Origin of the sequence: Paraliobacillus sp. PM-2, assembly GCF_001368815.1 — a bacterium.
Lineage (GTDB): Bacteria > Bacillota > Bacilli > Bacillales > Amphibacillaceae > Paraliobacillus.
The window spans coordinates 150,136-166,926 of sequence record NZ_CTEI01000001.1; the positions used below are offsets into that span (position 1 = coordinate 150,136).

Sequence of the window (16,791 nt, forward strand, 5' to 3'; positions counted from 1 at the left end):
CTACTCTACTCGCGCTATGTATTACTTTAGATTCATGACGATCAATCCTTCTAAACCTTTTCTATCTTACATTACTCTCGGGCCTTATCTAAATGATAAGGCTTTTTTTTGTTTGTCATTACTAATAATTAGTTGTATGCGAAAGTTTAAGATGTCATAAATTGCATTTAGAAAATAGACTGGTTAAATCTAATATAACCGTCACACTATTTTCATATTTAAAACCAAGAAACTATTTAAAGTTTTCTGGTTTCCTGTTATTATTTATGTATGGAGAAGGAAATTAATAGTTGGCCAAGTAAAAGAGACTACTTCCTTAAATTCAAGTTTTTAATTTATAAACATTTATAAAATACAGGAGGAAAGTAAAATGACACAATTAAATTGGCATGATCTAATTCCGAAAGAAAAGATTATTGAATGGAGAAGGCATTTACATCAAAATCCTGAATTGTCATTTGAAGAGTATAATACATCACAATTTATTTATGATACATTGGCAGTTTTCCCGAATCTTGAATTAAATCGTCCGACTAAAACAAGTGTTGTTGCAACTTTAAAAGGAGGCGCCGGCGAAGGTCGAACCATTGCACTTCGGGCTGATATGGATGCTTTACCAATTCAAGAAGAAGCAGATGTTCATTTCCCATCGCTTAATAAAGGTGTCATGCACGCCTGTGGACATGATGCACACGTATCCATGCTTCTCGGTGCAGTTCAAGTCCTCTCACATATGAATGATAAACTCGCTGGCACTGTGAAGTTTATCTTCCAACACGCTGAAGAACTTGTACCTGGTGGTGCACAGGAGTTAGTTGATGCTGGCGTTTTAGAAGATGTTGATGAAATTTATGGAATTCATATTTTTCCTACATTTAAAAAGGGCACCATTGGGATCGTAGATGGTGCGGCAACAATTGCAGCAGACGGTTTTTTTCTAAAAATACAAGGTAAAGGTTCACATGCATCAACACCCGAGCTGGCAATTGATCCAATTATTGTTGGTAGTGAAATAGTTTCAGCATTACAAACGGTTCGTTCAAGAAGTGTCAAATCAAGTGAAAATGCCATTATTAGTGTTGGGGAATTTGTAAGTGGACAAGCACCTAATATCATTCCTGATACGGCTAAGCTTAGCTGTTCAATTCGTTCTTTTAGTGAGGAAACACGTAACTTAATTGAAACACGTGTGAAGGATATTATTGAACATGTCACAAAAGCGCATGGCGCAACTTATGAACTTAATTATATTCGTGGTTATTCACCCGTCATTAACAATAATGAGCAAGCTGTTAAAGCAAAAAGAGCTGCAACAAAAGCATTGGGTGAAGCGTTAGTATATGATGCTGAAACGTTAATGGGAAGTGAAGATTTCTCTGCTTATACAAAAGTCGTTCCTGGCTGCTTTATGTTTTTAGGTGCTGGAACTGAGGAGGATAATTGTAGTTATTTTAATCACCATCCAAAATTCAATATTGTTGAGGAAACAATGTTTAATGGAACAAAAGTAGAAATACAGCTTATTCTTGACTTGATTGGAAGATGATGAATCATTCATGCAATAGCACAAAATAGCTTGTTACCAATTCAGTATGACGTAATAGGTATGTGCGTTTAAATAAAGTATAAGAGGTGGAGTAAATAATATGATAACAGATTGGAATAATTTAGTTCCGAAAGAAAAGATTATTAAGTGGAGAAGACAACTGCATCAAAATCCTGAATTGTCATTTGAAGAGTATAATACCTCTCAGTTCATTTTTGATACGTTAGCGACTTTCCCTAACTTAGAATTAACACGTCCTACTGAAACAAGTGTAGTTGCAACTTTAAAAGGTGGTGCAGGTGAAGGACAAACGATTGCGCTGCGTGCTGACATGGACGCATTACCAATTAAAGAAGAAACAGATGTTAAATTCAAGTCCAAAAACCAAGGTGTCATGCATGCATGTGGCCATGACACACATGTTGCCATGCTTCTTGGTGCGGCGAAAGTACTAACCAGTATGAAGGATAACCTTGCAGGAACAGTCAAATTCATTTTTCAACATGCTGAAGAACAAGTACCAGGTGGTGCACAGCAAATCATCGATGCTGGCGTTTTAAAAGATGTTGACGAGATATATGGTATACACATACTGCCAACATTTAAAAAAGGTTCAATAGGCATTGTTGATGGTGCAGCTACAATCGCAGCTGATGGATTTTACTTGAAGATACAAGGTAAAGGCTCACATGCTTCAACACCTGAGTTAGCAATTGATCCAATTATCGTCGGTAGTGAACTCGTCACGGCATTACAGACTATTCGTTCCAGAAGTGTTAAATCGAGTGAAAATGCAATTATTAGTATTGGTGAATTTATTAGTGGACAAGCTCCGAATATCATTGCGGATACAGCAAAATTAAGCTGTTCTATTCGTTCATTCAATGAGAAAACACGTGATTTAGTTGAAAAACGTGTCAGAGAAATTGTTGAACATGTGACAAAAGCTCATGGTGCATCTTATGAGCTTAATTATATCCGTGGCTATTCTCCTGTCATAAATAATCATGAATTAGCTGTCAAAGCAAAACAAGCAGCTATCAATGTTTTAGGTGAAGAGTTAGTTTATGATGCAAACACACTAATGGCAAGTGAAGATTTCTCTGCGTACACAAAAGTGGTACCTGGCTGCTTTATGTTTTTAGGAGCAGGCACAGAAGAAGATGGCATTAAATACTTTAACCATAATCCGAAGTTCGATGTTTTAGAAGAATCGATGTTTAATGGGACAAAAGTAGAAGTACAAGTAATACTAGACCTACTAGGTAGATATTAAACATATAAAACAGCTAATTGTCTTAATTTTACTGTAATTAATTGCGCGTTTTATTGCTACTTTAAGCTTTTATTGTCATATCATTACAAGCATATTATTCTGCAAATACAAAAAAAGCCAAATGTAAATATAGGTAAGACATATAAAAAACGCAATATTTTAAATTGTAAACATTATTACACAAAAATTTTTTAGGATGGTGAATAACAATGGCAAAAAACAAGAAAATCTTTTATGGTTGGTGGATTGTTGTCGCATGCTTCATCTCAATGACGACACTATTTACACCAATTGTAAACTTAATATCATTATTTACAGACCCTGTTTCTCAAGATTTAGGCATTAGTAGATCTCAGTTTAATTTATATTTTACAATTGTTACTTTTTCAGCAATGATTGCCAGTCCATTTGCTGGTCGCTTAATGAAAAAGTTTGATATAAGGGTTTATTTAACATTCTTTACTATCCTAGCAGCTATATCATATATCGGTTTTTCATTCTCAACGAACATCATTATGTTCTATTTTTTCTCCATTCTTCAGGGGATTGCTTTAATTGCTGGCTCTATTATTCCGGCATCTGTTTTAATTACAAACTGGTTTAATGAAAAACGTGGTTTAAGCTTAGGGATTGCATTGTCTGGTAGTGGTTTCGGTGGAATTATTTTAAGCCCTGTGATAAATACACTAATCACACAATTGGGATGGAGAACAACGTATCTAATTATTGCGGGTATTATTTTAATCACAATTCTTCCATTTACTATATTTGTTGTTCGGTTTAGACCTGCAGATTTAGGCTTGGCGCCATTGGGGGAAACGACTGTAAAGGATCCTAAAGAAGCAAAAGAGTTGAAGGGTTTAATGCAAGGGCAAGCAATCAAAACACCTTCATTCTGGTTGTTGGCATTGGCAATAATTATTACAGGTATTGTTGCCAATACGATGATCATTAACTTAACACCTTACTTGACAGATATAGGTGCTACAACCCAACGAGCAGCCTTTTTACTAGCCTTTGGTTCAGCTACAGTGTTGATTGGTAAGTTGGTTGTTGGCCGCTTGTTTGATAAAGTTAATTTGGTAACAGCCTTAATAATTTTAAGTGTTTGTAATATCCTCAGCTTTGTTTCATTATTGGGTGCGGATAAATTAATACCTGGCTTGCTTTATGCGACATTTACCGGTGTTGGTGCTACAGCATTAACAATTGCGCCATCTTATGTAACAGCTAAGATCTTTGGTGAAAAAGACTTTAGTTCCATTTTTGGCGTTGTTTCAATATTTTCATCTCTAGGTACAGCACTTGCAGCAGTTGTATCTGGTGTTTTGTACAGCATTAATAATTCATACATCTTAGTGTTATATACACTTATGGTGTTAGCTGCTGTTAGCTTTATTCTATATGCTTTAGCTGTTAAAACAAAACCAAAATATTAATTTAAAAAGGATAACTTCAAATTAAATTGTATTTTGAAGTTGTCCTTTTTTAAAATTACTTGGTCCTTTGATTTAGGGAGATAATGAATATGAACTATACACAACAACAATGGAAAATAGCATTCACGTTATTTCTAATAGGTACGCTTGTTTATATCGATAAAAACTTAATATCTATTACGATACTTGCATTAGGACAAGAATTCGATTGGGACACAAGCCAAACAGGCATTATTCTTAGTTTATATTATATCGGCTTTATCTTAATTACCTTACCGGGCGGTTGGTTTGTTGATCACTTCGGGTATAAACGATTTATAGTCATTGCTTTATCTATTGTAGTCATTTCTTCTATATTGTTTAGCTTCGGTACATCCTTATGGTTACTTGCTATAATTAGAATTGGAATTGGGGCCGGTCATGCCGGATACACAAATGGGAGTCCTAAGGTGATTAGTGAGAATTTTGAAGGAAAGCAACGTACAGCACTTCAATCTAAAATCCTAGCCACCTCTGGTATAGGGGGGTTAATTGCTTATACAGGGGGGATAAAAGTGATTGGAATCAATTGGCGATCCGCATATTTGCTGTTAGCAATATTGGCAGTACTTGCATTAATTTCTCTTATCCTCTTTGTTCCTGATAAAAAGCCAGAAAAAAAAGAAGTTTTTTTAAGTCGTGCCTCGATATTTATTGCTTGTAGAAATAAAAGTGTTTTGATTATTTCAATAGGTATGTTTTTCGTTAATCTAGTGACTGTTGGCTTGATGTCATGGCTTCCGGCCGTGTTGAAAACAAATTTCTCTGTGTCTAATACACAATTAGGTGAATATTTAACAATTAATTCTATTGTTATGTCTGCTGCAGCGATGAGTGCTGGTTTTATCATCATGAAATTCTTTGCCAACTATGAAAAACAATTTATCGCCATTTTTAGCACAATTGGTGCTATTAGTTTAATTGTATTTATTTATTCAACACATATCATTGCAGCCATTACATTATTGTTTCTTATTACGGTCTTTTCAATGTTTGTATTTACAGCTTTTTTAATAGTTCCATATAAAATCATTCCATCAGTGATTATCGGATCATCATATGCCGCTATTAACATTGGTGCTTTTATCGGTGGGAGTGTTTCTCCACTTATAATTGGTAATTTAATTACCATTTCAGGTGGTTCTTTCAAATTGGCCTTTATAATCATGGCAGTATGCTTATTATTGGCTGGGGTTAGTGCAATATTGCTTCAAATAGATATAGATGTTGGGGAAAATGTGAATTAATCACAATTATAAAAGTGGCTACAGTCTCCACAGGAAGCTGTAGCCGCTTGTTATTCAATCAGTTTTTAAGAGGTGAAGGAGATTGGGAAAATCGACCGTTTGCTGTGAATCGACAAGAAACATCTGAATAATTAATTTATATGAATGAATTAGGACTGTATTAATATCAAATTCATAATCAGTTAAGTCAGTTTCAATGGCTTGGTCGATAATTGCCGATAACAAAAAAATTAATAAATCAACCGTATGTTCTTCTTGTAACTTCATTGGCGAATTAGGGATATTTGTGATTTTTTTGATAAAAACCCCTTTTTCTACCCCTTCAGTGTAAATGCGTCTGACATAATCTCGACGATTTACACTGAATCTCTTAAATTTCTCCCATTCGTGTGGTAAAAACTGTCTTAACTCATTCATATACTGTTTTCTGAGCATTTTAATATTGTACAAAAAGAAAACAGCCTGCATTTTTTCAACATAATTGTCTTTTTCATCAATTAATCGTTTCATTTCTGTAAGATCTTTTTCAATAATTGAATTAATAATTGCACTAATTAAGTCATCTTTACTTGAAAAATGTATATAAATCGTTTTTTTGCTGATGCGTAGCTTTCGTGCTAACTCATCCATTGTAAATTTGCGAAAACCTTTTAACTCTATTAGTTTTTTACCTTCTTCAATAATTTTTTGGTTAACGTCCATTGGCTTCACCTTTTATCATTTGTCATAGCATAAAATATAGCACGATTATTTTACTTACTTTTCTATAAATATATCATAATAGACTAGATTTTACAATTGAGTAAGCCCTATATTGGTACTAATTACCAAAAAAGGACCTATCTTTATTTTGTGCATAAAACTCTATAATTGCAACAGATTTAAGTAGTCAATACTAATTCAAATGTTGTTATAGACAATATAGAACAGATTTGTTATAGTATATATAGAACAGATAAACTTTTCTATAAAATGAGTATAGATCGGGGGTTCATATCGGTGATCAGTTTAAATCATGCATTAGATATTCCTCTGTATAGGCAGCTTAGCACGCAAATCATGGAGAGCGTGGTGCGCGGGGAGCTATTAGCTGGTGACACACTGCCATCAGTCCGTGCACTAGCAGGGGACTTAGGTGTAAATATGCATACCGTGAATAAAAGCTATCATGAATTGGAAGCAAAGGGGATCATTGAGATTGTCCCAAAAAAAGGTGCTGTTATCAAAGCAAAAGAACAAAAGATATCTACCAAGCGTTTGGAAGGCTTATCTGATGAATTTAGGCCCATTGTTGTTGAAGCGTTAATTAATGGTATGAATCAAGAGGAGATCTACATGTTAATTACGAATATTATCTCTAAAGTTAGGGAGGATTAAATCATGGAATTTGCTATTTTGATTATGACGATCTTATTTGTTAGTTTATTTCAGATTGGTGTACCATTTTTCGTGAAACGTACGGTTGTTTTTGGGGTAACCATTCCTTATGAACAAGCGAGACATCCTAAAGTGATGCACTATAAAAAGCTTTATGCCATGTTAACAACGATTGTTGCGTTTGTTGCAATAGTTGGTTTCTTCATCTGGAATCAAGCAAATCCACTCGATGAAACAAAACTGGTGCTTATCGGAAGTATTGCTCCATTCGTTATTTTGCTAACAGGTCTAGCATTCTATTTCTATTTTCATTATAAAATAACAAAGTTAAAGAAAGCTAAAAAATGGTTCGGTGAAGTAAAACAAGTCCGTGTTGCTGACTTGACTGCTCGCGCAAAAGATGAAATGTTATCCTCATTTTTTCATTTTATTCCTACAGTCATCGCAGTAACCTTAATCATTTTATCCGTTAACTTGTTTGACCAACTACCAAATCAAATTCCAACGCACTGGGGTCCGGATGGTATGCCTGATGCGTTTACTGATAAGAGTTGGTTGTCTGTGTTGAATTTACCGATTATGTTAATTGTGTTGCAAGTGATGTTTTTTGGTATTAATTTTTTCACCAAGCGATCCGGTATTAAAATCAATGCAGGGAATATGAAATCTTCTAAACTACGCCAATTACGTTTGCGAAAATATACAAGTTGGTTCTTGTTTGTGACAAACATCTTAATGACTTTATTGTTTGCCTTCCTACAACTGAATCTTCTTTACGAGAACTTGTTTAGTCATGCGTTACTAGTTGTGTTTCCTGTTGGTTTTACAGTAATTATGTTAGTGGGTGCGCTTGTTCTAGCGGTCAAGGTCGGTAGTGTGGACTCTGATTTGGAAGGAAAACTTGTAGTAGATCAATCAGGGAAAACCAAAACAGAGAGTATAGACGAGGATAGATATTGGAAGGGTGGATTAGTTTATTTCAATCCCAATGATCCGTCTGTCTTTGTCGAAAAGCGTTTTGGTATTGGGTGGACATTGAATTTTGCTAATCCAATTGGTTACTTTGTTCTTATTCTGCCAATTGTGCTGATTTTCGTTTTTTCTTTTCTCATTTAAGAAATACCGATATGAAATAGTATAGATCATCAAAGAGAGATTGTGTATTGACAAACCAATACAATCTTGAGATAATAAGTCCAATTAAATATTGGTACCTTTAATTCAGTCCCGTGAGGCTGACAAGGATAACGGATTTGAAAATAGAGAACAGATGTGTAGGTGTAACCATTTGTATCTATTTTTCAAAAGCTTCTTGTCGGTCGGGCAGGAAGCTTTTTTAATGATAAGATGATAGGGAACTTCATCTAGTAGTATCCTATTCTATCATGAAAAAACCTGCTCGACGCTGGTACCAGTAACCAGACGAGGAGGAAGAAAGAATGGATAAAGAATTTTCACTAAAGGCAGTACCTCAATCTTATCGAAATAGTTTCTTAAAAATGTTTGTGGTGATGCTTGGGTTCACCTTTTTCTCTGCAAGTATGCTTTCTGGAGGAGAATTAGGTCTTGGATTAAGCATGAAGCAATTTATTTGGATCGTTTTACTTGGTAACTTGATTCTCGGATTATATACAGGTGGGCTTGCTTACATGGCAGCAAAAACGGGCTTGTCTACACACTTACTGGCTAGATACGCATTTGGTGAGAAGGGCTCTTATCTAGCTTCGTTTCTATTAGGTGCCACACAAGTAGGTTGGTTTGGTGTCGGATTAGCAATGTTTGCTGTCCCTGTTCATAAGGTAACTGGAATCGATATGTTAACATTAATTATTATCTCAGGGCTTGTAATGACAGGTTCTGCATTCTTCGGTATGAAGGCTTTAGCAATATTGAGTTTTATCGCAGTACCTTCGATTGCAATTCTAGGAAGTGTATCGGTTGGCGTTGCTATTAATGATTTAGGCGGCATGGCAGAACTCTTTGCTTATCAACCGGAAACTTCAATGGGTCTTGCAGCTGCATTAACGATTTGTGTGGGCTCATTTGCAAGTGGCGGAACATTAACACCAGACTTTGCTCGTTTTGCAAAAACAAAAAAGTCGGCTGTTATTACAACATTAATTGCCTTCTTTATTGGAAACACGCTTATGTTCCTATTTGGTGCAGTTGGTTCGATCGCAACTGGGTTAGGTGACATTTCAGAAGTAATGTTTGTTCAAGGATTAATCGTACCAGCAATTATTGTTTTAGGATTAAATATCTGGACAACAAATGATAATGCGTTATATGCATCTGGATTAGGGTTTTCAAATATAACAAAAATAAAGAAAAGTAAAATGGTTATTTTCAATGGGATTGTTGGGACGATCTTTGCGATGTGGTTATATAATAACTTCGTTGGTTGGTTGACACTGCTAGGAGGCGCATTGCCACCAATTGGAGCGATCGTGTTAGCGGACTTTTTCATACTAAGAAAGGGACGTTACCCAGCATTAGAAGAAATGACGTTTCAAGCGGTTCGTTGGCCGGCGATTATTGCTTGGGTTGGTGGGTTTGCGGCAGCACAATGGTTACCCGGTATTCCACCACTAAACGGAATCTTCAGCGCAATTGTATTATTCGTCAGCTTTACGCTACTAACAGAAAAAGTAGTAAGTACGGAAAAAAGGATGGCATTAGGAAAAGAGGTATAGAACATGATTATTACACATACGGCATTGCCAAAACGAGAAGGGCTTTGGAACATTCATATTGAGGATGGCAAATTCGCTAAAATAGAAGAAGCAAAAGCCGTAGAAGGAGCAATAGATGTAAAAGGGAAGCTAGTAAGTGCTCCATTTATTGAACCACATGTCCATTTGGATACCACGTTGACTGCAGGCGAACCAAAGTGGAATGAAAGTGGTACCTTGTTTGAGGGGATTGCTACGTGGGCGGAACGAAAAAAATCTCTGACGATAGAAGATGTGAAACAAAGGGCAACTAAAGCACTGAGATGGCAAATTGCCCAAGGCATTCAGCATGTTCGTACACATGTGGATGTCTGTGATCCATCACTTACTGCAATGAAAGCATTGTTGGAAGTAAAAGAAGAAATGAAAGATTATGTTGATATCCAATTGGTTGCTTTTCCACAAGAAGGTTATTTATCCTATCCAAATGGTAATGGTACGGAATTAGTAGAGGAAGCATTAAAAATGGGCGCAGATGTAGTCGGAGGCATTCCACACTTTGAGTTTACGCGAGAATATGGTGTAGAATCGATGAAAATTGCCTTTGACTTGGCGGAAAAATATGATCGGTTAGTGGATATTCATTGTGATGAAATAGATGATGAACAATCTCGTTTCATTGAAGTGGTTGCTTTAGAAGCATATAAACGTGGTTTAGGGAATAAAGTAACAGCTAGTCATACAACTGCTATGCATTCTTACAATGGTGCGTATGTGTCAAAGTTAATGAAATTATTGGGACTATCCAATATTAACTTTGTTGCCAACCCACTGGTAAACACACATTTACAAGGTCGTTTCGATGATTATCCGAAGCGTCGCGGGATTACCCGTGTTAAAGAGTTAAAAGAGGCTGGATTGAATGTTTGCTTTGGACATGATGATATTTTTGACCCGTGGTACCCACTTGGAACAGGCAACATGCTGCAAGTGTTGCATATGGGAATTCATGTAACGCATTTGATGGGATATCATCAAATCGTAGATGCTTTTGATTTTATTACGGATAATAGTGCGATTACACTAGATATTCAAGATCGGTATGGCATTGAAGTAGGTAAACCAGCAAACTTCATTATACTAAATGCTACGAATCGATATGATGCCATTCGTAAACAGGCAGAAGTCCTAGCTTCGTATCGAAATGGTAAGAAATTAGCAGAAACGAAACCAAAAGAAACATCAGTATATTTAAATGAAGCAATAGAAATTGATTTTGAAAGATAAAAGATTTAACATTGGGATTACTTACAGGAACAGTATACGCCACCGTAATCCGTAGATACTTCGCTTTCCGCAGGCACGGCTTCAGCTAACTCCTTAAAGCAAAAAACGCTTTAAGGAGTGGATCTTCAGCTCGTGCTGTTCCTGCAGGACAAGGAAGTTTTCGGCAGCGATACATCGCACGAAGAAAATTGCACTTTATTTTCGAGGAGTCTACGTATCTATGGATTACTTTGTTTTGGTTATTTCCCTTTTTAAATAAACGATATTACACAAATTTATACTATGAGTATGGTATTTAAATATGTTTATACGATCAAATTGTGATTAAGCATATGTTAAAATAAAACTTGCTACTTCTATGATTGGAGGTAGCAAGTTCTTTTATTTTTATTAAGTAATAGGAGTTAAGCAGATGGGGATCAATGAAATAATTGTATATATAGTTATTGGCTTCTTATGTCTAGGAGCAATGGATAAATTATTGGGGAACAAGTGGGGGATTGGAAATAGATTTACAGAGGGGTTTATGGCGATGGGGTCTCTGACACTTGCTATGGTTGGGATTATATCATTAGCTCCTGTGCTCGCAAGTATCCTAACCCCTGTTATTGCTCCAATATATCGTTTGATAGGGGCTGATCCTGCAGCTTTTGCCAACACCATCTTAGCACTAGACATGGGTGGGTACTCTCTAGCAATGGAGATGTCTCAAACAGAAGAAGCGGGCGTATTTGCATGGGTTTTTCTAGGGACGATGATGGGACCGACATTAGCATTTACGATTCCGGTTGCACTAAATCTCATTAATAAAGAGGATCATCCTTACTTTGCCAAGGGTATTCTACTCGGGTTAATTACTGTTCCGGTTGGTTGTTTGATAGGTGGTATTGTTGCAAACATAAACCTGATAGTTATTGTGAAAAACCTTATTCCTACTATCCTCTTATCTATTATGATAGCTATTGGACTGTTTAGATATACGGATAAGATGATCGCTGGTTTTTCTGTTTTCGCTAAACTAATTGAAATGATGGCGGTAGTTGGTTTAGTAGCGATCAGTGTCGAGACAGTAACGGGCATTGTCATCATTCCAAATATGACTCCTCTTGTTGAAGGGGTAGAGATTGTAGCAATGATCGCTATTTTTCTTGCCGGTGCTTTTCCGTTGGTTGCTTTTATTTCTTTTCTTTTAAAAAAGCCACTGAACAAAATCGGTGCGCTATTAGGTATGAATGAAGTTGCTACGGCTGGGATTATTGCAACTTTAGCTCATAACATTCCGATGCTGTCTTTACTAAAGGATATGGATCAAAGGGGTAAAATAATTAACGTAGCTTTTGCTGTAAGTGGAGCTTTCGTATTTGGAAGTCACTTAGGCTTTGTGGCCGGAGTGAACCAAGACATTGTGTTTGCAATGATGATCGGAAAATTAGCGGGAGGAATGAGTGCCGTTCTACTAGCGATTTTTGTTACAAGAAAGTCGGTTTAGTAAATAGTCATTATCGAGATGAAAGGAGAGGATAGCTTGAAATTATTTTTATTTGTAATTCTGTTTCCACTTTTACTTATCGGTTGTAGCAGTCCGAACACAATGGAAGAAGTCTTTCATCATAAAATGGAAAATAATAAAGAAATCGAATCCTATGAGCTAGTGGAAATGGTAGAGGAAGATCAGGTTATTATTTTCACTGCTTACACAGAGGAGGATGACAATAAAGATCAACCAATGCTTGCGTATTTTACAAAACCCAATGACAAGTGGACATGGACAAGGACAAGCAGCTGTTCATCGGAATGGAGTGGAAATGTTGGGAGCGAACCATATTTATGGTGTGGAACAGTAACGGAACCAAAGTATGAAAAAGTTATTGTAGGCGATACAGAAGCCAAGTTGATTGCTATGAATGATGGGACGAAACGTGTTTGGTATCAGTTAAGTCAAAACAAGAACGAGGAAATAAAAGCGATATTAACAGATGGATCAGAGGAATGGCTTAAAGAAGTGGTCCATTAATGATAGACCTTTACTTGTTAAGGATGCATGTATCTTTCTTATTCTGTACATCTTTGATATGATTAATTTTGTCTGTTTGGCGTAACCTTAAATAAATTTTTATCAAAATACGTTGATATAAGAATAAATAAGCAGCTATTTGCTATTTTATCGAGAAGATTTTGTGAGAATGTAGACAGAATGAGGAGATGACAGGTGTTGAATAAGCTATTAATGAAGCCACATATAGCGATTATGATCGCTATTTTTTGTTCGATTCTTTGGGGAAGTGCTTTCCCTGTTTTGAAAATAAGTTACAGTGAATTACAAATGGCACCAAATGATGTGGTAGCTAAAATGGTGTTTGCTGGCTTGCGTTTTTTACTGGCAGGAATCATGGTGCTTGTGTTTCTTGCATTTATGAATGTGAAGAAACTAAAAGTAACGAAAAGGCAGTTACTCGTTCTAGTTTTATTAGGTGTGATTCAAACAGCACTTCAATATTACTTTTTCTATAATGGATTAGGTGCAGTATCTGGGATGAAAGGTGCGATCCTTTCATCGAGTGGGATATTTTTTACGGTATTATTAGCGCATTTTTACTATAAGAATGATCGTTTAAATCGAAGAAAGTGGATTGGCATTACAGCAGGCTTTATCGGTATTATTTTAGCTAACTGGGGAGAGGCTTTTCAGTTAACTTTTCAATGGACTGGTGAAGGATATATGATTATGGCGGGAGTGACGAGTGCTGTTGCAACAATTATGGCAAAAGAACTGGCTGTTGGTATTCATCCTTTTGCTATCACGGGGTGGCAACTAACAATAGGAGCTATCGTGTTACTTGTGATTGGATTTCCGCAATTACAGGCGGATGCGATTCAGTTTACACCACTTGGCACAGGATTGTTACTATATTCTGCTTTATTATCAGCTGCAGCTTTCGCTTTATGGTATTCTCTATTAAAGTATCACCCAGCTAGTAAAATCAGTATGTACAAATTTATTGTTCCTGTAACAGGGGTGCTGTTATCGACCATATTTATTCCGGGCGAACAGTTAAATGTGATGATTATTGGTGCGATTGTAATGGTTGCATCAGGTATTGTGGTAGTTAATTATAGAAAAACTCCGAAGTAGCATCGGTTATACAATAAATGGCGTTTGTGAGCTTAAAATGAACTGCCCCCTGTCAAGTAGACAGTGGAAATAATAAAATGTAGCCTAAGCGGCTTTAGTTCTGTATTCAACAGGACTTAGGCCGTTTAGTCTTTCTTGATATCTATCATGATTATAGAAGTAAATGTATTCATCAATTGCTTTATAAAGGTTTTCAAATGTATCATACTTGTGTAAATAATATTTCTCACATTTCAGTGTTCCCCAAAACGACTCGATTGGTCCGTTATCAATACATTTTCCTACGCGAGACATACTATGTCTCATTCCTTCTTGATCTAACCTTCGTTTAAAACCGTGAGAAGTGTACTGGTATCCTTGGTCACTATGAATAAGTGGGTGTTCTCCATCTAATTGACTAGTGGCTTTATCAAGTGTTTCAAATACAAGTTTATTATTATTGGAATGTCCTAAAACATAACCAATAATCGAACCATCGTACAAATCTAGAATGGCACTTAAATAAGCCTTCCGTGATGATCCATATTTGAACTCGGTAACGTCCGTTACCCATTTCTCATTTGGTTTTTTAGCTGAAAATTCACGATTTAATAAATTCTCCGCAATGTGTTGAGGATTGGTACGTTTATATTTCATTTTCTTTATTCGTATTACAGATTGAATCCCTGCAATATTCATTAGCCTAAAAATACGTTTATGATTATATTTATGATTAAATAATCTATTGATATTTAAGGTCATTCGACGATACCCATAAATACCCTCCACTCTTTTATAGAGCTTCTTCATTTCCTTTAGGATTTCTTCGTTCTCAAGCTCTCTAGTAGAAGGCTCACGTTGTAACCATTTATAATAAGCAGCACGAGAAATATCTGCGATATCACACAATAAAACAATACTCAGATTCTCTTTTTTATGTAATTCTTTAATTGCGACATACCTATCTTCGTATCTTACTTGGTTTATCTTCGCCTCCTTTCGATCTCCTCTAACTTTTTTAGAAAGGCATTTTCTGCACGCAAACGCTCATTTTCTTTTTTGATTCGTCGCACCTCTAACTTCATTTTCTCTTCAGACGTCAGTTCCTCGTCTCCTTTAGTACGTCCTCGCCTATCCTTTAATGCATCCCAACCACCATTTTCAACTTTACGAACCCATTGATACACTTGTTGATAAGACACTTTGTAATTATTCGCTGTTTGTTGATAATCCTTTTCGTGAACTAAAGCATCTTGTACAATCTCAATTCGTTCTTTCCAAGTTGTTTTTCTTCCTTTAGTCATAGAGCTTGTTCTCCTTTTTTCCGAATCTTTTAATTCTCTATGACCATTATACTTCTTTATCCAATGACGAAGGGTAGAATCACTTGGAATTTCATATTTTCTAGTAACTTGTAGTAAAGAGTACTCCCCACTCAAATAATCCATAACTGCTTTCAGTTTAAGTTCCTTAGAATACTTCTTCCAAGACGATGACTCTTTTAATCCTTTGATTCCGTATTTTTTATATTTGTATACCCAATCATAAATTGTTCTATCATATACATGATAAATAGATGCTAACTCAGAAATAGTATGAGTATGATTTTCAAGAGCTTTTACTATCTGAACTTTTTCTTCTAAAGAACGTGCTCTTTTAGACATAAAAACATCCCCCCAAAGTATACAGATTTTTATTTTTTAACCTGTCTACTTTAGGGGGAGCATATCAAAGCTTACTGACGTCATTTTCTTTTATTATAAGACAGTAAATCATCAGGTAGAATGAGGGTTTAAAAATCAAATTCTGTATAGTCTTTTGAGTAATTATGATTTCTCTAACAGAATAAATCATAGTTAAAAAATGCCAGGTTTTCAGAGTGAATCCTTGATTCCTTGATATATCAGCTTTGTATTCGCATTCATTTGAAAACATGTTTTTTAAAATGAAATATGTTTTCAAAAGCTCCACATTCTATATTATTTTTATTTGGCCTCCTGTATGATGTAGTTAATTATTAGTTAGGAGGTTGATTAAGAAAGTCACTAAACAAATGTTCAAAAAGAAGAAGTATTTCAGCAAAAAAAGTATTAGGAGTATGTTTTGGTTGATCTAATTTTTTGTATCGATTTATAACAATAGGCAATGAAGAATAATTTAAAACAGGCGAATTTGGATTACCTAAAAAGGAAATGATATCTATTTCATTTTGATGAGCATTCTTTAAGATTTCGACAACTCTGGGCGTTTCACCTGATTGGGAAATTATTATTAATAGAATACGTTCTTTAAAATGCTTGGATAAGAGCTGGAGATGGGTATTTGAAGTACTGTTAAAGTCTTGAATTAACAACTTTTCATTAATATAGTCGGCTACCAACTTTGAAAATCCTAGTCCAAATATCACAATTTGTTTATCTTTATACTTTGTGAAAAGCTCTTGAAATTTATTTTGGCATTCTAAAAGTTGATATTGCATTTCGGATGACAAATCAGGAACATTGAAATTTAGCTCTTTATTTTTGGAGTACATGATGTGATAAATCATATCAGTATATCCTTCGAATCCTAATTTTTTAGCAAGTTTCATAATTGTTGCAGCAGAGGTATTATTTTCTTTAGCAGCAACACGTATACCAAGCTTATTTATTGGTTCTGGATGGGATAGAAAATACATTAATATTTCTTTTTCAAGGTTGTCTAATTGGTGTTTATCACTTAGATGTTCAATATTCAAAGTTTGTCCCTCCCAGTTAAGTCTGATCAATATATTATAATATCATTTGCCTATTAGAA

Annotated in this window: 14 protein-coding genes; 11 read left to right on the plus strand and 3 right to left on the minus strand. The window is 35.5% G+C overall.

Annotated features, from left to right (window positions below; translation table 11 throughout):
• Positions 1-370 precede the first annotated feature (370 nt).
• The 4 genes from BN1058_RS00670 to BN1058_RS00685 all read left to right on the plus strand — a co-directional run bounded on the left by BN1058_RS00670 (position 371) and on the right by BN1058_RS00685 (position 5,547).
• Entirely contained in the window at positions 371-1,546 is a 1,176-nt protein-coding gene (locus BN1058_RS00670) for a M20 metallopeptidase family protein (protein WP_090851383.1), read from the plus strand.
• A 100-nt stretch (positions 1,547-1,646) separates the two neighbouring features.
• Positions 1,647-2,822 carry a M20 metallopeptidase family protein gene (locus BN1058_RS00675; RefSeq protein ID WP_090851386.1) on the plus strand — a complete coding sequence of 392 codons (1,176 nt, stop codon included), beginning with the start codon at positions 1,647-1,649 and terminating at the stop codon, positions 2,820-2,822.
• Positions 2,823-3,031: 209 nt separating this feature from the next.
• On the plus strand, positions 3,032-4,261 hold the full coding sequence (locus tag BN1058_RS00680) for an MFS transporter (protein WP_090851389.1): 1,230 nt from the start codon (positions 3,032-3,034) through the stop codon (positions 4,259-4,261).
• A gap of 89 nt (positions 4,262-4,350) precedes the next feature.
• Complete coding sequence (locus BN1058_RS00685; protein ID WP_176694403.1) at positions 4,351-5,547, plus strand: MFS transporter; 1,197 nt, start codon at positions 4,351-4,353, stop codon at positions 5,545-5,547.
• Between the two features lie 54 nt (positions 5,548-5,601).
• Here the strand turns inward: BN1058_RS00685 and BN1058_RS00690 are convergent, their stop codons facing one another.
• A complete protein-coding gene (locus tag BN1058_RS00690; protein WP_090851395.1) occupies positions 5,602-6,249 on the minus strand; it encodes a TetR/AcrR family transcriptional regulator in 648 nt (215 codons plus the stop codon).
• A gap of 297 nt (positions 6,250-6,546) precedes the next feature.
• Here BN1058_RS00690 and BN1058_RS00695 point away from each other — a divergent pair, with 297 nt between their 5' ends.
• From BN1058_RS00695 to BN1058_RS00725, 7 genes are all read left to right on the plus strand, one after another.
• Positions 6,547-6,924, plus strand: a complete 378-nt coding sequence (locus BN1058_RS00695; protein ID WP_255306925.1) for a GntR family transcriptional regulator — start codon at positions 6,547-6,549, stop codon at positions 6,922-6,924.
• A 3-nt stretch (positions 6,925-6,927) separates the two neighbouring features.
• Positions 6,928-8,040 (plus strand): DUF1648 domain-containing protein, encoded by a 1,113-nt coding sequence (locus BN1058_RS00700; protein ID WP_255306927.1) that lies wholly within the window; start codon positions 6,928-6,930, stop codon positions 8,038-8,040.
• 323 nt (positions 8,041-8,363) lie between these two features.
• Complete coding sequence (codB, locus tag BN1058_RS00705) at positions 8,364-9,617, plus strand: cytosine permease (RefSeq protein WP_090851400.1); 1,254 nt, start codon at positions 8,364-8,366, stop codon at positions 9,615-9,617.
• Positions 9,618-9,620: 3 nt separating this feature from the next.
• Complete coding sequence (codA, locus tag BN1058_RS00710) at positions 9,621-10,883, plus strand: cytosine deaminase (RefSeq protein ID WP_090851402.1); 1,263 nt, start codon at positions 9,621-9,623, stop codon at positions 10,881-10,883.
• Between the two features lie 412 nt (positions 10,884-11,295).
• Positions 11,296-12,372, plus strand: coding sequence for an ethanolamine utilization protein EutH (gene eutH, locus BN1058_RS00715; RefSeq protein WP_090851405.1), 1,077 nt, complete (start codon positions 11,296-11,298; stop codon positions 12,370-12,372).
• Positions 12,373-12,408: 36 nt separating this feature from the next.
• Positions 12,409-12,897: a hypothetical protein gene (locus tag BN1058_RS00720; protein ID WP_255306928.1), complete on the plus strand. Its 489-nt coding sequence runs from the start codon at positions 12,409-12,411 to the stop codon at positions 12,895-12,897.
• A 198-nt stretch (positions 12,898-13,095) separates the two neighbouring features.
• The gene (locus BN1058_RS00725) at positions 13,096-14,016 is read left to right on the plus strand and encodes a DMT family transporter (protein WP_255306929.1); all 921 of its coding nucleotides are present in this window, start codon (positions 13,096-13,098) and stop codon (positions 14,014-14,016) included.
• 84 nt (positions 14,017-14,100) lie between these two features.
• On the opposite strand, the gene BN1058_RS00730 is transcribed toward BN1058_RS00725, so the two are convergent.
• Both BN1058_RS00730 and BN1058_RS00740 read right to left on the minus strand, forming a co-directional pair.
• Positions 14,101-15,659 (minus strand): IS3 family transposase gene (locus BN1058_RS00730; RefSeq protein ID WP_090851412.1). Its coding sequence is split into 2 segments (ribosomal slippage): positions 14,101-15,017 and positions 15,017-15,659, totalling 1,560 coding nucleotides; the frame shifts between segments, so codons are not numbered across the junction.
• 353 nt (positions 15,660-16,012) lie between these two features.
• Positions 16,013-16,732, minus strand: coding sequence for a MurR/RpiR family transcriptional regulator (locus BN1058_RS00740; RefSeq protein WP_090851418.1), 720 nt, complete (start codon positions 16,730-16,732; stop codon positions 16,013-16,015).
• Between the last annotated feature and the right edge of the window lie 59 nt (positions 16,733-16,791).